The organism is Streptomyces europaeiscabiei (assembly GCF_001550375.1).
Taxonomy (GTDB): Bacteria; Actinomycetota; Actinomycetes; order Streptomycetales; family Streptomycetaceae; genus Streptomyces; species Streptomyces europaeiscabiei.
The window spans coordinates 1-16,196 of the sequence record NZ_LRTR01000132.1 but is presented as its reverse complement, the minus strand read 5'-3'; the positions used below and the strand labels follow the sequence as shown (position 1 = coordinate 16,196).

14 protein-coding genes and 1 pseudogene are annotated in these 16,196 nt (G+C 70.7%); 11 read left to right on the top strand and 4 right to left on the bottom strand.

Annotated features, from left to right (window positions below; genetic code table 11):
• Together AWZ10_RS06215 and AWZ10_RS06210 are read right to left on the bottom strand one after the other, a co-directional pair.
• Window positions 1–1,170 (bottom strand): annotated as a pseudogene (locus AWZ10_RS06215) (tetratricopeptide repeat protein); the annotation flags it as partial.
• Window positions 1,167–3,062, bottom strand: a complete 1,896-nt coding sequence (locus AWZ10_RS06210; RefSeq protein ID WP_107417392.1) for an HSP90 family protein — start codon at window positions 3,060–3,062, stop codon at window positions 1,167–1,169. The pseudogene AWZ10_RS06215 and the gene AWZ10_RS06210, both read right to left, overlap by 4 nt.
• Before the next feature lie 195 nt (window positions 3,063–3,257).
• Between AWZ10_RS06210 and recG the strand changes: the two genes are divergently transcribed.
• From recG to mutM, 8 genes are all read left to right on the top strand, one after another.
• Window positions 3,258–5,465, top strand: coding sequence for an ATP-dependent DNA helicase RecG (gene recG, locus AWZ10_RS06205; RefSeq protein ID WP_060890625.1), 2,208 nt, complete (start codon window positions 3,258–3,260; stop codon window positions 5,463–5,465).
• Window positions 5,466–5,617: 152 nt separating this feature from the next.
• A complete protein-coding gene (rsmD, locus tag AWZ10_RS06200) occupies window positions 5,618–6,250 on the top strand; it encodes a 16S rRNA (guanine(966)-N(2))-methyltransferase RsmD (RefSeq protein WP_279616614.1) in 633 nt (210 codons plus the stop codon).
• Window positions 6,251–6,276: 26 nt separating this feature from the next.
• Window positions 6,277–6,756, top strand: coding sequence for a pantetheine-phosphate adenylyltransferase (gene coaD / locus AWZ10_RS06195; protein ID WP_046708874.1), 480 nt, complete (start codon window positions 6,277–6,279; stop codon window positions 6,754–6,756).
• Between the two features lie 89 nt (window positions 6,757–6,845).
• Complete coding sequence (locus tag AWZ10_RS06190) at window positions 6,846–7,931, top strand: cell division initiation protein (RefSeq protein WP_173531671.1); 1,086 nt, start codon at window positions 6,846–6,848, stop codon at window positions 7,929–7,931.
• A gap of 154 nt (window positions 7,932–8,085) precedes the next feature.
• Window positions 8,086–8,739 (top strand): YceD family protein, encoded by a 654-nt coding sequence (locus AWZ10_RS06185; protein WP_046708872.1) that lies wholly within the window; start codon window positions 8,086–8,088, stop codon window positions 8,737–8,739.
• Window positions 8,740–8,741: 2 nt separating this feature from the next.
• Complete coding sequence (rpmF, locus tag AWZ10_RS06180) at window positions 8,742–8,915, top strand: 50S ribosomal protein L32 (RefSeq protein ID WP_007493396.1); 174 nt, start codon at window positions 8,742–8,744, stop codon at window positions 8,913–8,915.
• Between the two features lie 19 nt (window positions 8,916–8,934).
• On the top strand, window positions 8,935–9,780 hold the full coding sequence (gene rnc, locus AWZ10_RS06175) for a ribonuclease III (protein ID WP_046708871.1): 846 nt from the start codon (window positions 8,935–8,937) through the stop codon (window positions 9,778–9,780).
• Between the two features lie 249 nt (window positions 9,781–10,029).
• On the top strand, window positions 10,030–10,890 hold the full coding sequence (mutM, locus tag AWZ10_RS06170) for a bifunctional DNA-formamidopyrimidine glycosylase/DNA-(apurinic or apyrimidinic site) lyase (protein ID WP_037695975.1): 861 nt from the start codon (window positions 10,030–10,032) through the stop codon (window positions 10,888–10,890).
• Here the strand turns inward: mutM and AWZ10_RS06165 are convergent.
• Together AWZ10_RS06165 and AWZ10_RS06160 are read right to left on the bottom strand one after the other, a co-directional pair.
• Window positions 10,863–11,303: a winged helix-turn-helix transcriptional regulator gene (locus AWZ10_RS06165; protein ID WP_234361052.1), complete on the bottom strand. Its 441-nt coding sequence runs from the start codon at window positions 11,301–11,303 to the stop codon at window positions 10,863–10,865. The two genes, mutM and AWZ10_RS06165, sit on opposite strands and share 28 nt — an antisense overlap.
• A 79-nt stretch (window positions 11,304–11,382) precedes the next feature.
• The gene (locus AWZ10_RS06160) at window positions 11,383–12,357 is read right to left on the bottom strand and encodes a CAP domain-containing protein (protein ID WP_046704868.1); all 975 of its coding nucleotides are present in this window, start codon (window positions 12,355–12,357) and stop codon (window positions 11,383–11,385) included.
• 190 nt (window positions 12,358–12,547) lie between these two features.
• Here AWZ10_RS06160 and AWZ10_RS06155 point away from each other — a divergent pair, with 190 nt between their 5' ends.
• From AWZ10_RS06155 to smc, 3 genes are all read left to right on the top strand, one after another.
• On the top strand, window positions 12,548–12,829 hold the full coding sequence (locus tag AWZ10_RS06155; RefSeq protein ID WP_046704867.1) for an acylphosphatase: 282 nt from the start codon (window positions 12,548–12,550) through the stop codon (window positions 12,827–12,829).
• A gap of 402 nt (window positions 12,830–13,231) precedes the next feature.
• A complete protein-coding gene (locus tag AWZ10_RS06150) occupies window positions 13,232–13,432 on the top strand; it encodes a hypothetical protein (protein ID WP_005479841.1) in 201 nt (66 codons plus the stop codon).
• Window positions 13,433–13,655: 223 nt separating this feature from the next.
• Window positions 13,656–16,196 (top strand): chromosome segregation protein SMC (gene smc, locus AWZ10_RS06145; RefSeq protein ID WP_060890623.1); only part of this gene is annotated, 2,541 nt, incomplete at its 3' end.

Sequence of the window (16,196 nt, the reverse complement as noted above, 5' to 3'; positions counted from 1 at the left end):
CCCCGTCAGCCCCACGTCGGCCGGCGGCCGGGGCGCGGGCACCGCGGCGACGGTCCGTGCCGAACGCACCCCCAGCGGCAGCCGGTCCAGCAGCGGTGTCCGGTCCATCCGCTCCCGGACATGCGTGCCGACGTACGCCGTGCCGTTGCGCTCGTCGAAGAGCCCGGCCAGGGAAAGGGCCTCCTCGCGCGCGTGGGAGGCCAGTTCGCGGGCGGTCCAGGTACGCCCGCCGGGACCGGGGACCGTTTGATCGGCGAACCCACGTGCGGTGAGGCGGTCCATCAGCAGGGCCACCACACTCATGAAGTCCAGCCTGCTGCGCGGGTCCCCGGAGTCCGTGAAGTACGCCGGACGCTCGGCCAGCAGCTCCAGGCCGCGGGCCTCGTTGCCGGTCAGGGCGCAGAACTCCACGTGGTCCGCGTACGCGCCCCGCATGCTCTCCATGGCCCGCACCAGCCGGAAACCGCGCAGATGGTGGGCCCGCGCCTCGTCGGGACGCCCCAGGCGCAGCAACGGCACCAGGGAGGACGCCAGGACGGTGTGCGGCTCGTGGGCGCACGTGTACTCGCCCTCCAGCACCGGCGCCCACAGCTCCAGCGCCTCGGCGTCCTCGCGCTGCCGGGCCCGCCACCAGCCCTGCCCGTGCAGCTCGCACGCGGGACAGTCGGCCATCGTGTCCCGGTCGGCGGCCAGCCACGCCGCGTACGCCCGCTCGGCCCGCGCCAGGTCGCCGATGTGCGCGGCCACGCTCAACTCGGCGCTGCGCACGGCCCGTTCCGAGTGCCCGGCGAGCCGGTAGCGGTGCTCCATCTCGCCGAGCCACTTCTCGATGGAGGCGAGCGGGACGTGCGGCTGGTTCAGCATGCCGGCCGACATCCACTTGAACACCCAGTGCAGGGAGTGGATCTCGTACTCGTCGAAGTCCTCGGGGCGCTCGTCCCACATGCGCAGCAGGCGCGCGAAGGGGACGAACATCTTGTCCTTCTCGGAGCTGTAGTTGTAGACCTTCAGCTGGTGTCCGAGCGCCTCGATCACGGCGAGCGGGACGTTCAGCTTCTCGGCCTGAGCGAGCAGCAGCTCCGCGCGCGCGTTGCGTGCGGGGCCCTCCGGCTGCTCGTAGTTCTCCGCCATGGCCCGGCGCAGCTCGTCGAAATCCATGACGTGACTCATCCGCGACCGCCCTCCCCGGAACCGGAACCGGAGCCGGAACCCGGCCCGGACCCGGGTTCGGTGTGCGTGGCCCACTCCAGCAGGCCGATGAAGGCGCGGTTCAGGAGCGCCGAGTCGGCGGGCCTGAGCGGCCGCTGGGCCATCAGCAGGGCCTGCCCGTACAGGGACTCCGTGGCCGTGCCGATCAGCTCCCGGTCGGTCAGGGAACTGATCCGCCGGATCAGCGGGTTGAGGTGGTTGAGCACCAGCCGCGCGCGGGGGGCGCTGCTCCGCAGCGAGCCGAGGATGCCCGCCCACAGGTCGCCGGCGTGCTCCTCCGCCTCCGCGCGGGCCTGCTCGTGCCGGGAGGAGCGGTCGTCCAGGTGCAGCGCGGGCACCGAGAGCGGATGGAAGGCCCGCAGCACGACATCGCACCCCAGGGGGTCGAGCCTCGCCCGCGCGGCCGACAGGAAGCCCGCCAGCGCCAGCTCCTCGTCCGCATCCAGAGTGTCCAGGTGCGCGGTCACGGTGTCGGCGTCCAGCTCGGCGACCACCGTCCCCGGACGCACCGACGGCAGCGCCTCGACCAGCTCGCTGTCGTACGTGTAGCCGCCGTTGACGACCCCCACGCCCTGCGCGGACGCGATGGGGGCGACCTGGCGGTACTCCTCGACCGTCCGCGTGAAGTGCACCACCGGGTGCCGCTGCGCGAACTCCTCCAGGGACAGCCGCCCGTCGGTCGTCTCGAAGGGGAGCCACGGCAGCATCGTGCGCAGCATCTCCGTGTCGTGGCGCGCCAGGGACTTCACGCCCAGGTGGTGCACCGACAGGAAGGCCGCCAGCCGCTCCGGATCACCGGCGGCGAGCCCGGTGAGCCAGCCGCGGATCCGCTCGCCCAGCGCCTCCCGCACGGCCGCCAGGGTCTCGTCCTCGTACAGTGACTCCCGCGACGCGGTGGGCCGCAGACTGTCCGTGTCGAGGACGCACCGCACGAAGAACGCCCAGTCGGGCAACAGCTGTTCGGCCCGCTCGGTGAGCAGCATGCCCTTCAGGTGCACCCGGTGGCTCGCCCGCTGGGCCGGGCTGACGGCGGCCGGCAGGACGTACGCCACGCCCCGGATCCCGGCCAGCGGCACGTCCAGCTCTATGGAGTCCAGCGGGGTGAACCCGAACAGGTCGTGACAGTGCCGGGCCAGGGCAACCCGCCGGGTGGCGGGGGAGGGGTACCCGCGGCCCCAGGGCGCCGGCAGATCGGTGACCGCCTCGTCGCCCACCCGCACGTCGTACGGCAGCAGCGACCCGAAGTCCCGCGCCAGTGCCAGCACGCGCGCGTGGGAGAGCCATTCCGCCGCCCCGGGCCGCGCGACCAGGTGCACGGTCGTGCCCGGCTCGGGACGCGCCTCGTCGGGCAGCGTCCGCACGGTGTACGAGCCGTCGTCGGCCGCCGTCCACTCCACGGGCGGCGCGTCCGGCGTGCGGGCGCTGCGGCTGACCACACGGATCCGCTCGGCGACCACGAAACAGGCCAGCAGGCCGATACCGAACTGCCCGAGAAAGTCCGAGCGGACCTCCTGAATGCCACCGTCGTCGCGCTTCGAACTGCGCCCGATGGTGGCGAGCAGGTCGTGCACATCGGCCTCGGTGAGCCCGATGCCCGAGTCCTCCACCCGCAGCGCGCCGCCCTCGGCGAACAGCCGCACCCGGGCGGGAGCGTCGGGCTGCTCGGCGCGGCGCGCGGTGATCGCGTCCACGGCGTTCTGCAGCAGCTCCCGCAGATAGACCTTCGGACTGGAATAGAGGTGGTGCGAGAGCAGATCCACCAGGCCACGCAGATCGACCTGGAACGTATGAGGCGACTGTGGCGCCTGAGGAGTCTGGGGTACCTGGGATGACTGTGAGGTCATTGAATCCATCGTCGCAGCGCCGGTGGAGTGGGAATCTGGCGACGGCGGCGGGGTCGGGCGGTCCCGCGAGACGGTGACCGCGGACGGGGGCGGTACGGACCCTGACACGGCTGGGCCCGGGAGTGCGTCATCCTAAGCGCGAACGACCCGTCTGACCAGCGGATTTCAAGGACCTATACGGGATTGTCAGTGCGGTGGTGTGCAATGGATCTCGTGCCCGCGCTCGAAGAACCGCTCAAGAACACGCTCGGCGCCGCCACCGCGAAGGTGATGGCCGAGCACCTCGGCCTGCACACCGTCGGGGACCTGCTGCACCACTATCCCCGCAGGTACGAGGAGCGGGGCCAGCTCACCCACCTCGCCGACCTGCCCATGGACGAGCACGTCACGGTGGTCGCCCAGGTCGCCGACGCCCGCCTGCACTCCTTCGCCTCCGCCAAGGCCCCGCGAGGCAAGGGCCAGCGCCTCGAAGTGACCATCACGGACGGCAGCGGCCGCCTCCAGCTCGTCTTCTTCGGCAACGGCGTGCACAAACCCCACAAGGACCTCCTCCCCGGCACCCGCGCGCTCTTCTCCGGCAAGGTCTCCGTCTTCAACCGCCGCCTCCAACTGGCCCACCCGGCCTACGAGCTGCTGCGCGGCGACGACGTCACGGAGACCGTCGACACCTGGGCCGGCGCCCTCATCCCGATCTACCCGGCCACCGCCAAGATGGAGTCCTGGAAGATCGCCAAGGCCGTCCAGACGGTCCTGCCGAGCGCGCAGGAGGCCGTGGACCCCCTGCCCGAGTCGCTGCGCGAGGGCCGGGGCCTGGTATCGCTGCCAGAAGCCCTCCTGAAGATCCACCGCCCCCACACCAAGGCGGACAGGGACAGCGCCCGCGACCGCCTCAAGTGGGACGAGGCCTTCGTCCTCCAGGTCGCCCTGGCCCGCCGTCGCCACGCGGACGCCCAACTCCCCGCGGTCGCCCGACGGCCCGCCCCCGACGGCCTCCTCACCGCCTTCGACGCCCGCCTCCCCTTCACCCTCACCGAGGGCCAGCAGAAGGTCTCCAGGGAGATCTTCGACGACCTGGCCACCGAGCATCCGATGCACCGGCTGCTCCAGGGCGAAGTGGGTTCGGGCAAGACGATGGTGGCGCTGCGCGCCATGCTCGCCGTCGTCGACGCCGGTGGTCAGGCGGCCATGCTCGCGCCCACCGAGGTGCTCGCCCAGCAGCACCACCGGTCGGTCACCGAGATGATGGGCGAGCTGGCCGAGGGCGGGATGCTGGGCGGCACCGAGCACGCCACCAAGGTGGTGCTGCTCACCGGGTCGATGGGCGCCGCCGGCCGCCGGCAGGCGCTCCTGGACCTGGTCACGGGCGAGGCCGGCATCGTCATCGGCACGCACGCGCTGATCGAGGACAAGGTGCAGTTCCACGACCTGGGTCTGGTCGTCGTGGACGAGCAGCACCGCTTCGGCGTCGAGCAGCGCGACGCCCTGCGCGGCAAGGGCAAGCAGCCGCCCCACCTCCTCGTCATGACGGCCACCCCCATCCCGCGCACGGTCGCCATGACCGTCTTCGGTGACCTGGAGACCTCGGTCCTCGACCAGCTCCCCGCCGGCCGCTCACCCATCGCCAGCCATGTCGTCCCGGCCGCCGACAGGCCCCACTTCCTCGCCCGCACCTGGGAACGCGTCCGCGAGGAGGTGGAGAAGGGCCACCAGGCGTACGTCGTCTGCCCCCGCATCGGGGACGAGGAGGACGACCCGAAGAAGTCAGCAAAGAAGTCTCCCGAGGACGAGGCCGAGAAGCGCCCGCCCCTCGCCGTCCTCGACATCGCCGACCAGCTCGTCAGGGGCCCGCTCCAGGGCCTCGGGGTCGAGGTGCTGCACGGCCGTATGCACCCCGACGACAAGGACGCGGTCATGCGCCGCTTCGCCGCCGGCGAGACCCATGTCCTGGTCGCCACCACGGTCATCGAGGTCGGCGTGAACGTCCCGAACGCCACCGCCATGGTGATCATGGACGCCGACCGCTTCGGTGTCTCCCAGCTCCACCAGCTCCGCGGCCGGGTGGGCCGAGGCTCCGCGGCCGGCCTCTGCCTCCTGGTCACCGAGATGCCCGAGGCGAGCCCTGCCCGCCAGCGCCTCAACGCCGTCGCCTCCACTCGCGACGGCTTCGAACTCTCCCGCATCGACCTCGAACAACGTCGTGAGGGAGACGTCCTCGGCCAGGCCCAGTCCGGCGCCCGCACCAGCCTGCGCATGCTCGCCGTCATCGAGGACGAGGAGATCATCGCGGAGGCGAGAGAGGAAGCGGCGGCGGTGGTGGCCGCCGACCCGGACCTGGAGCGCCTGCCGGGCCTGAGGACAGCCCTGGACGCCCTCCTGGACGAGGAGAGGGAGCAGTACCTGGACAAGGGCTGAGGGCAGCCGCCCTGCTTTCGCCGGGCGCGGGGCACCGCGGGACCAGCCACGACGGACTCGCAGCCGTCCATGGTGATCAAGAAGCGCCCCACCGGGCGAATCCACTCCTGACCCGCGGTCGCCCACGGCGGAACGCAACCTCCCGCCTCCGACTGCCAGACTGGACCTGTAGCCGCCCCCTCCACCAAGGACCCAAGATGACCCGCGTGATCGCCGGCGCAGCCGGCGGACGCCGCCTGGCAGTCCCGCCAGGGACAGGCACCCGCCCCACCTCCGACCGCGCACGCGAGGGCCTCTTCTCCACCTGGCAATCACTCCTCGGCGGCCCTCTGGCCGGCGAACGGGTCCTCGACCTGTACGCCGGCTCGGGCGCGGTCGGCCTGGAGTCCCTCTCCCGAGGCGCCGCCCACACCCTCCTCGTCGAGGCGGACGCCCGCGCGGCCCGGACGATCCGGGACAACGTCAGATCGCTCGGCCTCCCCGGCGCCGAGGTGAGACCGGGCAAAGCGGAGCAGATCATCCAGGGCCCGGCGCCGGACGAACCGTACGACCTCGTCTTCCTCGACCCTCCGTACGCCGTCTCGGACGGCGATCTTCGCGAGATCCTGCTCACACTCCGTACCGGGGGCTGGCTCGGAGAGGAAGCCCTCGTCACCGTGGAGCGCAGCACCAGAGGCGGTGAGTTCGCCTGGCCGACCGGTTTCGAAGCCATCAGGGCCCGTCGCTACGGCGAGGGAACGTTTTGGTACGGTCGCGCCGCCTCTACGTGCGAAGACGCACGATGACCGGACCGGAGAGCGAGGGAGCCCAAGTGCGCCGTGCCGTCTGTCCCGGGTCGTTCGACCCCGTCACCAACGGACACCTCGACATCATTGGCCGCGCCTCCAAGTTGTACGACGAGGTCTATGTCGCGGTGATGATCAACAAGTCCAAGAAGGGCCTCTTCGAGGTCGAGGAGCGGATGGAGCTGATCCGCCAGGTCACCGCCGAGTACGCGAACGTACGGGTGGAGGCCTTCCACGGCCTGCTCGTCGACTTCTGCAAGCAGCGCGACATCCCGGCGATCGTCAAGGGCCTGCGCGCGGTCAGCGACTTCGACTACGAGCTGCAGATGGCCCAGATGAACATCGGCCTGTCGGGCGTGGAGACCCTCTTCGTCCCCACCAACCCCACCTACAGCTTCCTGTCGTCCTCTCTGGTCAAGGAGGTCGCGACCTGGGGTGGCGACGTCTCCCACCTGGTGCCCCCGCTCGTCCTCGAAGCGCTCGGTGAGCGCCTGAAGCAGCACTGAGCGGACGCAGGTCCCCCGCTGGCCGTACAGTCGACCCGACCGTTTTCAACACAGTCGTAGAGAGTGGCGAGCACACGGTGGACCACACGGTGGACGTGCAGAAGAAGCTCGACGAGATCGTCTCGGTGGTCTCGGGCGCCCGATCCATGCCCATGTCGGCCTCGTGCGTGGTCAACCGCGCCGAGCTGCTCTCCCTGTTCGACGAACTGCGCGCGGCCCTGCCCGACTCCCTCGCCCAGGCACGGGAACTGATCGGCGACCGTGACCACATGGTCGAGCGGGCCCGCCTGGAGGCCGAGCGGATCATCGAGCACGCGCACGCCGAGCGCGGCTCCCTGATCTCCGACACCGAGGTCGCCCGCCGCTCCCAGAACGAGGCCGACCGCATCCTGGGCGAGGCCCGCCAGGAGGCCGAGGAGGTCCGCGCCGAGGCCGACGACTACGTCGACTCCAAGCTCGCCAACTTCGAGGTCGTCCTCACCAAGACCCTCGGTTCGGTGGGCCGCGGCCGCGAGAAGCTCCTCGGCACGGGCCCCGGCCTCGACGAGCAGGGCTACGAGGACGAGGACGCCCCCGAGCGCAGCCACGACCCCGAGACCCTGCGCCGCGACGCGGACGCCTACGTGGACGCCAAGCTCGGCGCCTTCGAGGCGGTCCTCGCCAAGACCCTGGAGGCCGTCGGCCGTGGCCGCCAGAAGCTCCACGGCCGCATCGCCACCGACGACCTCGGCGCCCTCTCCCTGACCGGCGACGGCACTTCCCCGCAGCTCACCAGTGACGCCGACTACCTGGCCGGGCTCGCCGACCTCTCCGACAACCCCGCCCAGCAGTCCCGGTCGGTGCCGGACCAGCAGTCGTACGGCGGGCAGCAGGACGCCTACCAGGCGACGGCGTACCAGCAGGATCCGTACGGTGGCTATCAGCAGCAATACGCCCAGCCTCAGCAGGCCGCCGACCCCTACGGCTACCAGCAGGCCGATCCGTACGCCGCCGGCTATCCGCAGCAGCCGGGGTACGACCCGAACCAGGGGCACCAGGACCATGGCCAGGACCACGCGCAACAGGACCAGCAGGGGTACGCGCAGCCGCAGGCGAACGTGCTCGACGAGACCAGCCTCTTCGACACGACCATGATCACGGCGGAGCAGTTGCGCCGCTACGAACAGGGCCGCTGACAGCGGATTGGGCCGAGAGCGAAAGGTCCAGTATCCTGGCTCTTCGGTCGTGCGTGCGTTCATGCTGTCCGCAACAGACGCCCGCGATCGAGCGCTGCCCGGAACACCAAGGGCTGTGCCCTCTTCCCACCAGTACCGAAGACCGAAAGCAGAAATGGCTCTGAACGCCCGCCTCGACCATCGCAACCCCCTCGTGTTCGACACGCACGAGCTGGGTCGGCGGCCCGGTGCGCAACAGCGCCTGACGCGTTCGATCGAGGCTCCGCAGGACCTCGGGATCAAAGGGGTCGTCGGAGTGCCGGAAGGCGCCCCGATGGAGCTCGAACTCCGTCTGGAGTCGGTCATGGAAGGGGTGCTTGTCACAGGCACCGCCCGTGCACAGGCCAAGGGGGAGTGCGTAAGGTGTCTGGAGCCGCTGGAGCTCGAACTCGAAGCGGACTTCCAGGAGATGTTTTCGTACCCCGACGCCGATGAGCGGGGCCGCGTGATCGCGGAGCCCGACACCGACGCCGAGGACGACGAGGACATGCTCTTCCTCGAGGACGGTTTGTTCGACCTCGAACCGGTGCTGCGTGATGCGGTGGTGCTCGCACTGCCGATGCAGCCGGTGTGCCAGGACGACTGCCCCGGCCTGTGCTCCCAGTGCGGAGTACGGCTGGCGGACGACCCGGACCACCACCACGACGCCGTCGACATCCGTTGGGCGGCACTGCAGGGACTCGCCGGTTCACTCGAAGATGGCGAGAAGGACGAGTTGAGCGGCGGCGCGCTTCCATCAGCGCACGTCGACGAGAAGCAGGAGAAGTAGCCGTGGCTGTTCCGAAGCGGAAGATGTCGCGCAGCAACACGCGCCACCGCCGGTCGCAGTGGAAGGCTGCGGTCCCCACCCTGGTTGCGTGCGAGCGCTGCCACGAGCCCAAGCTGCAGCACATCGCGTGCCCGTCTTGCGGCACCTACAACAAGCGCCAGGTCCTCGAGGTCTGAGCGGCTGGTGAGAGGCTCTATGTCTGACGCCAAGGCGGAGACCAACGCCAAGAAAAAGGCGGAGAACACAGCCTCGTCCCACACGCTTCTGGAAGGGCGGCTCGGCTACCGGCTCGAGTCCGCCCTTCTGGTGCGTGCGCTGACCCACCGTTCGTACGCGTACGAGAACGGCGGTCTGCCCACCAACGAGCGCCTGGAGTTCCTCGGGGACTCCGTCCTCGGCCTCGTGGTCACGGACACGCTGTATCGCACCCACCCCGACCTGCCCGAAGGCCAACTGGCCAAGCTGCGGGCCGCGGTGGTCAATTCTCGTGCGCTGGCGGAGGTGGGCCGTGGGCTCGACCTCGGCTCCTTCATCCGGCTCGGCCGCGGTGAAGAGGGCACGGGTGGCCGGGACAAGGCATCCATCCTCGCCGACACCCTCGAAGCGGTGATCGGTGCGGTCTATCTCGACCAGGGGCTCGACTCGGCGGCGGAGCTGGTGCACCGTCTGTTCGACCCGCTGATCGAGAAGTCTTCGAACCTCGGAGCCGGCCTGGACTGGAAGACCAGTCTCCAGGAGCTCACCGCGACCGAGGGGCTCGGTGTGCCCGAGTACCTGGTCACGGAGACCGGCCCCGACCACGAGAAGACCTTCACAGCTGCCGCCCGCGTCGGAGGCGTCTCGTACGGCACCGGCACCGGCCGCAGCAAGAAGGAAGCGGAGCAGCAGGCGGCGGAGTCCGCCTGGCGTGCGATCCGCTCCGCGGCGGACGAACGGGCGAAGGCGGCGGCGGAGGCCGCGGCCCTGCCCGAAGAATCCGCCGAGACTCCTTCGGACACCGCACCTTCGGATACCGCACCTTCGGACACCGCGCCTGCCTGATGGTGGGCGCCACCTGCCCGAGGCCGCCGCCCCCGACCCCCGCTGAGGGATGAGGGGGCGGTTGCGGTCCGTGGGTGCGTGCAGGTCGTTGGAGGTTGCTCGCACAGTTCCCCGCGCCCCTGAAAACCTGGGGGTACCCCCTGATCTTTGAGGGGCGCGGGGAACTGCGCGATCAGCCACGATCCACCCGCAGCCGCCCCACGACCTCACCCCTCACCCCCACCCCCCGCCCATCCTCCGGAGGACCCCGTGCCAGAACTCCCCGAGGTCGAGGTCGTACGGCGGGGTCTGGAACGCTGGGTGGCGCACCGCACCGTCGCCGATGTCGACGTGCTGCACCCGCGGGCGATCCGCCGGCACCTGGCCGGCCCCGAGGACTTCGCGCTCCGGTTGAAGGGCCACCGCATCGGGGAGCCCAGCAGGCGCGGCAAGTACCTGTGGCTGCCCGTGGAGGACACCGGCATCGCCGTCCTCGCCCACCTCGGCATGAGCGGCCAGCTGCTCGTGCAGCCGCACGACACGGCCGACGAGAAGCACCTCAGGATCCGCGTCCGCTTCGCGGACGACCTCCGCACCGAACTCCGCTTCGTCGACCAACGCACCTTCGGCGGGCTGTCGTTGCACGACACCACCCCCGAGGGCCTGCCGGACGTCATCGCGCACATCGCCCGCGACCCTCTCGACCCGCTGTTCGACGCGGAGGCCTTCCACCAGGCGCTGCGACGGAAGCGGACGACCATCAAACGGGCCCTGCTCGACCAGTCGTTGATCAGTGGGGTCGGCAACATCTATGCCGACGAGGCGCTTTGGCGCTCGCGCATCCACTACGAGCGCCCCACCGCCGGTTTCACCCGCCCCCGCACCACCGAACTCCTCGGCCACGTACGGGACGTGATGAACGCGGCGCTCGCGGTGGGCGGCACGAGCTTCGACAGCCTCTACGTCAACGTGAACGGCGAGTCGGGGTACTTCGACCGGTCGCTGGACGCGTACGGCCGCGAGGGGCTGCCCTGCCGCCGCTGTGCCACGCCGATGCGCCGGCGGCCCTGGATGAACCGGTCCAGCTACTTCTGCCCCACGTGTCAGCGGGCGCCGCGCGTCTCGTCGTAACGCTCGCGGGCCCGGAGCACGTCCTCCATGCGGTCCTCCACACAGGTGATGAGGGACAGCAGGCGCTCGGAGACCTCGCGGCCGAGCGGGGTGAGGGTGTAGTCGACGCGGGGCGGGTTGGTGGGCTGGGCCTCACGGTGGACCAGGCCGTCCCGCTCCAGGGCGTGCAGGGTCTGGGAGAGCATCTTCTCGCTGACGCCGTCGACGCGACGGCGCAACTCGTTGAAGCGGAGCGAGCCCTCGTGCAGGGCGCTCATCGTCAGCACGCCCCAGCGGCCCGTGACGTGTTCCAGGGTGCCCCGCGACGGGCAGTTCCTGGCGAACACGTCGAAAGCGAGTTCGTCGAGGTTCAAGGCGTCCGCGCCCGCGGAGGCCTGCGCGGGCGTCACGGCGGTGTGCGCGACTGATTCCATGTTCCGAGGATACTCCGGCGCAGCGCTAACCAGAAGGTTGCACTAACTCTGGGTTAGCGCAGACTCTCCCGGGCGGTGTCTAGTAGCCGAAGTCCTGTGTCCACCACGGTCCGCCGTCGCCCAGGTGGACGCCGACGCCGAGGGTCTTGAAGTCGCAGTTCAGGATGTTCGCCTTGTGGCCGGGGCTGTTCATCCAGGCCTCCATGACCGCCTCGGCGGTGGCCTGGCCGCGGGCGATGTTCTCGCCGCCCAGGCCGGTGATCCCGAGGGCCGCGGCACGGTCCCACGGGTCGTCGCCGTCGGGGTTGGTGTGGTCGAAGAAGCTGCGGAGGGCCATGTCCTCGCTGAAGGTCTCGGCCAGCTTCGCCAGATCGCTGTCGGCCGCCACCGGGCTGCAGCCCGCCTTGGCCCGCTCCTCGTTGACCAGCAGGAGGACCGCGGCCTCGGCCTGGGTCTCCACCGAGACCTCCACCGGGGGAGTGGTCTTCTCCTTGTCCTTCTCCTTGGTGGGCTTGGCGGACGGCTTCCTGGCCTTCTCCGAGCCGGAGTCCTTGCCCGCCTTGTCGGAAGGCTTCTTCTCTGACGGCTTCTCCGAGGGGGACGGGCTGTTCGACGGCGAGGCCTCGCGCTCGGCGTCACGGCTGGTGGACTCGTCCTCGCGCTGTTCCTGCGCGGCGCCGTCCGTCCCGCCCTGCTGGGTCGCCGCACCCGTCGGCTGGCCGGCGGGAACCACCGTCTCGTTGCTGCTGCCCCCGCTGACCGCGTACTTGTCGCCACCCGGGAGCACCCCGGTGGCGACCGCGACGGTGCCGAGGGCGACGGCGGCGGAGACACCGAGCAGGCCGGTCTTCACGGGAGTCACGGTCCGCTTCTTGCGGCGGCGCGAACCACCACCACGCGACGCGGCCTGGGCGTCGGCTTCCAGGACAGCGGCGAACCCGTACAGGTTCTCCGGACCGTAGTGGGGCTCCTCGGGAGCGAAGCCCGTGTCGGTGACCCCGGCGCGCCCCCCCCTGGCGGCGCGGCCGGCGGCGGAGCGTCGGTGGCGTCCCATGTCTTGGCCTTCCTCGTCCTTGCGGTGTCCTGCGGTCAACGTTGGAGATGTCGTCGACGTTGTGATCGTCGCCTTCACGAACCTCACACGAAGGAGTGAGTTTCATATGAGATTCATTGGGTGGGGACGGTACAGCATGGCGCCAGGGGAGGGAGAGGCTCGAGGGGCATTGGCCCGTTAGCGTGCAGCCATGAGTGAGGATGTACGGCTGGTCGTCTGGGTGCGTGGACGGGTGCAAGGGGTGGGTTTCCGCTGGTTCACCCGGGCTCGGGCGTTGGAGACCGGTGGACTGAGTGGTTTTGCTCTCAATTTGGCCGACGGACGGGTCCAGGTGGTCGCCGAGGGCCCCCGCGAGGCGTGCCAAGGGCTCCTGGAGTGGCTCCAGGGCGACGACACGCCCGGGCGCGTGGACGGCGTCACCGAGATCTGGGACACACCGCGAGGAGGCTACGACGGCTTCGCCATCCGCTGACGCCCTTCGGTGAAGCCGGCCGGGCGGGAGCGGAGGGGTGAGCCACCGTCATATGCCAGGAGCATGCACAAACCAGAAATGTGCAGGTGATTGCCAAGACGGGTTTGCCATGGCACGCTCCGAAGAAAGGATGATCCCCTCGCTCCGCCGGCCAGGAGAGGTCCCGGAAGTGCCGCAGCGTCGCCCGCTCGGGGCCGCGCGGCAGTGGGGTGCCCGCCGATGCGGGGCGTGATCGTGTTGACCGTCAAACTTTTTGGTGAGACGCTGAAAGCAACCCCGCGCACCTTAGCTGTTTGGCATGGAGAACGGCAGTAGAACTCAACAGTGCCAAGCATCGCGGGTGCGATTCCCTCACGACCCACACCGCTTCGGTCGGTCACTCAGTGTGGAGGACCATCCATCATGGCAAAGGCGCTTCTCGGTTACGTCGGCGGCTCCGACCCGCGACTCCTCGCCGAGATGCGACGGCTCCAGCAGCGTGTCCAGGACCTGGAATCCGAACTCGGACGCATCCAGGCGGAGAACGACGCGCTGACGGCTGCCGCTTCTCACGACTCGCTCATGGAGCTCGACGCACGCCAGGCGGAGCCTGCGCTCACCTGATCACTGCATCGCACCACGACAGACAGCAGTGGTTGGGCTGCTCGTATCAGCCGCTACGTTGTCAGATCTGCAAGGGACGCCTTCTCTAGAGGCGTCCCTTCTTTCTTTCCCCCGAACTCCCGAGTTCCCCCACACTCTTCAACGTCTGATGTGCCCTGCACGTTCATGTGTGAAACCGCGCGTTCATGGAGTGGGACAAGGCCGGAAGGTAGAGTCCGGCGGCGTGCACCTCAAGGCCCTGACCCTCCGCGGGTTCAAATCGTTCGCCTCGGCGACCACGCTCCGCTTCGAGCCGGGCATCACGTGCGTCGTAGGACCGAACGGCTCGGGCAAATCCAACGTCGTGGACGCGCTCAGCTGGGTCATGGGCGAACAGGGCGCGAAGTCGCTGCGCGGCGGCAAGATGGAGGACGTCATCTTCGCCGGCACCACCGGGCGCCCCCCGCTCGGCCGCGCCGAGGTGTCCCTGACCATCGACAACGCCGACGGGGCCCTCCCCATCGAGTACTCCGAGGTCACGATCACGCGGATCATGTTCCGCAACGGCGGCAGCGAGTACCAGATCAACGGTGACACCTGCCGCCTCCTCGACATCCAGGACCTGCTCTCCGACTCCGGCATCGGCCGTGAGATGCACGTGATCGTCGGCCAGGGCCGCCTCGACTCCGTCCTGCACGCCGACCCCATGGGCCGCCGCGCCTTCATCGAGGAGGCCGCCGGTGTCCTCAAGCACCGCAAGCGCAAGGAGAAAGCGCTGCGGAAACTGGACGCCATGCAGGCCAACCTGGCCCGCGTCCAGGACCTCACCGACGAACTTCGCCGCCAGCTCAAGCCGCTGGGCCGGCAGGCCGCCGTCGCCCGCCGGGCCGCCGTCATCCAGGCGGACCTGCGGGACGCACGGCTGAGGCTGCTGGCCGACGATCTCGTACGACTCCACGCGGCGCTCCGCACCGAGGTCGCCGACGAGGCCGCGCTGAAGCAGCGCAAGGACGCCGCCGAGGCCGAACTGAGGAAGGCGCTCCAACGGGAGGCGCTCCTTGAGGGCGAGGTACGACGGCTGGCTCCGCGCCTCCAGCGGGCCCAGGAGACCTGGTACGAGCTGTCGCAGCTCGCCGAACGGGTGCGCGGCACGATCTCCCTGGCCGACGCCCGGATCAAGAGCGCCACCTCCGCACCCCCCGAGGAGCGGCGCGGCCGCGACCCGGAGGACATGGAGCGCGAGGCCGCCCGCATCCGCGAACAGGAGGCCGAGCTCGAAGCGGCCCTCGAGGCGGCCGAGCACGCGCTGGAGGACACGGTCGAGCACCGCGCCGAGCTGGAGCGCGAACTGACCGTCGAGGAACGCCGACTGAAGGATGTCGCCCGCTCCATCGCCGACCGCCGAGAGAGCCTCGCCCGGCTGAACGGCCAGGTCAACGCCGCCCGCTCCCGCGCGGCCTCCGCCCAGGCCGAGATCGACCGTCTCGCAGCCGCCCGCGACGAGGCGCAGGAACGTGCGGTCATCGCCCAGGAGGAGTACGAGGCGCTGAAGGCCGAGGTCGACGGCCTCGACGCCGACGACACCGAACTGGCCGAGCGGCACGACGCCGCGAAGCGTGCCCTGGCCGAGGCCGAGTCCGCTCTCACCGCCGCCCGCGACGCCACCACCGCTGCCGAACGCCGCCGCGCCGCTACCCAGGCCCGCCACGAAGCCCTCGCGCTGGGCCTGCGCCGCAAGGACGGCACGGGGGCGTTGCTCGCCGCGAAGGACCGGCTCGGTGGGGTGCTGGGTCCGGCCGCCGAACTCCTCACGGTAGCCCCGGGCCACGAGGTCGCCCTGGCCGCCGCCCTCGGCGCGGCGGCGGACGCCATCGCCGTGACCACGCCCGCCTCGGCCGCCGAAGCCATCCGGCTGCTCCGGAAACAGGACGCGGGCCGGGCGGCACTGCTGCTGGCAGGGGCGCCGGAGGACGCCACCTCCGTGCTCGACAGGGGCGCGGGGAACCGTGTGACCGGCCACGACGAACCCGCAGCCGAGCGACGGCCGCTGCCCGCGCCCTCCGCCGGACAACTCGCAGCCGACCTCGTCCGCGGACCGTCGGACCTGATGCCGGCCGTACACCGCCTGCTGCACCGCGTCGTCGTGGTCGACACCCTCGAAGACGCCGAGGACCTCGTCTACGCGCGCCCCGATCTCACGGCCGTCACCGCCGAAGGCGACCTGCTCGGGGCGCACTTCGCGCACGGCGGGTCCGCCGGGGCGCCGAGCCTGCTGGAGGTGCAGGCCTCCGTCGACGAGGCGGCGGCCGAGCTGGCGGAACTGGCCGTACGGTGCGAGGAGCTGGCCGAGGCCCAGCACAGCGCGGTCGAGTCGCGCCGGGAACGGGCCGGCCTCGTGGAGGAGCTGGGGGAGCGGCGCCGGGCCGCCGAGCGGGAGAAGTCCGCGGTCGCCCAGCAGCTCGGTCGGCTGGCCGGGCAGTCGAGGGGCGCCGCGGGGGAGGCCGAGCGGTCGACGGCTGCCGCCGCACGCGCCCAGGAGGCGCTGGACAAGGCAGTACAGGAAGCCGAGGAGCTGGCCGAACGGCTCGCGGTGGCCGAGGAGATGCCCGTCGAGGAGGAGCCGGACACCTCCGTACGCGATCGGCTCGCGGCGGACGGGGCCAATGCACGGCAGACCGAGATGGAGGCCCGGCTCCAGGTGCGGACGCATGAGGAGCGGGTCAAGGGCCTCGCGGGGCGCGCGGACTCGCTCGACCGGGCCGCGCGCGCCGAGCGCGACGCGCGG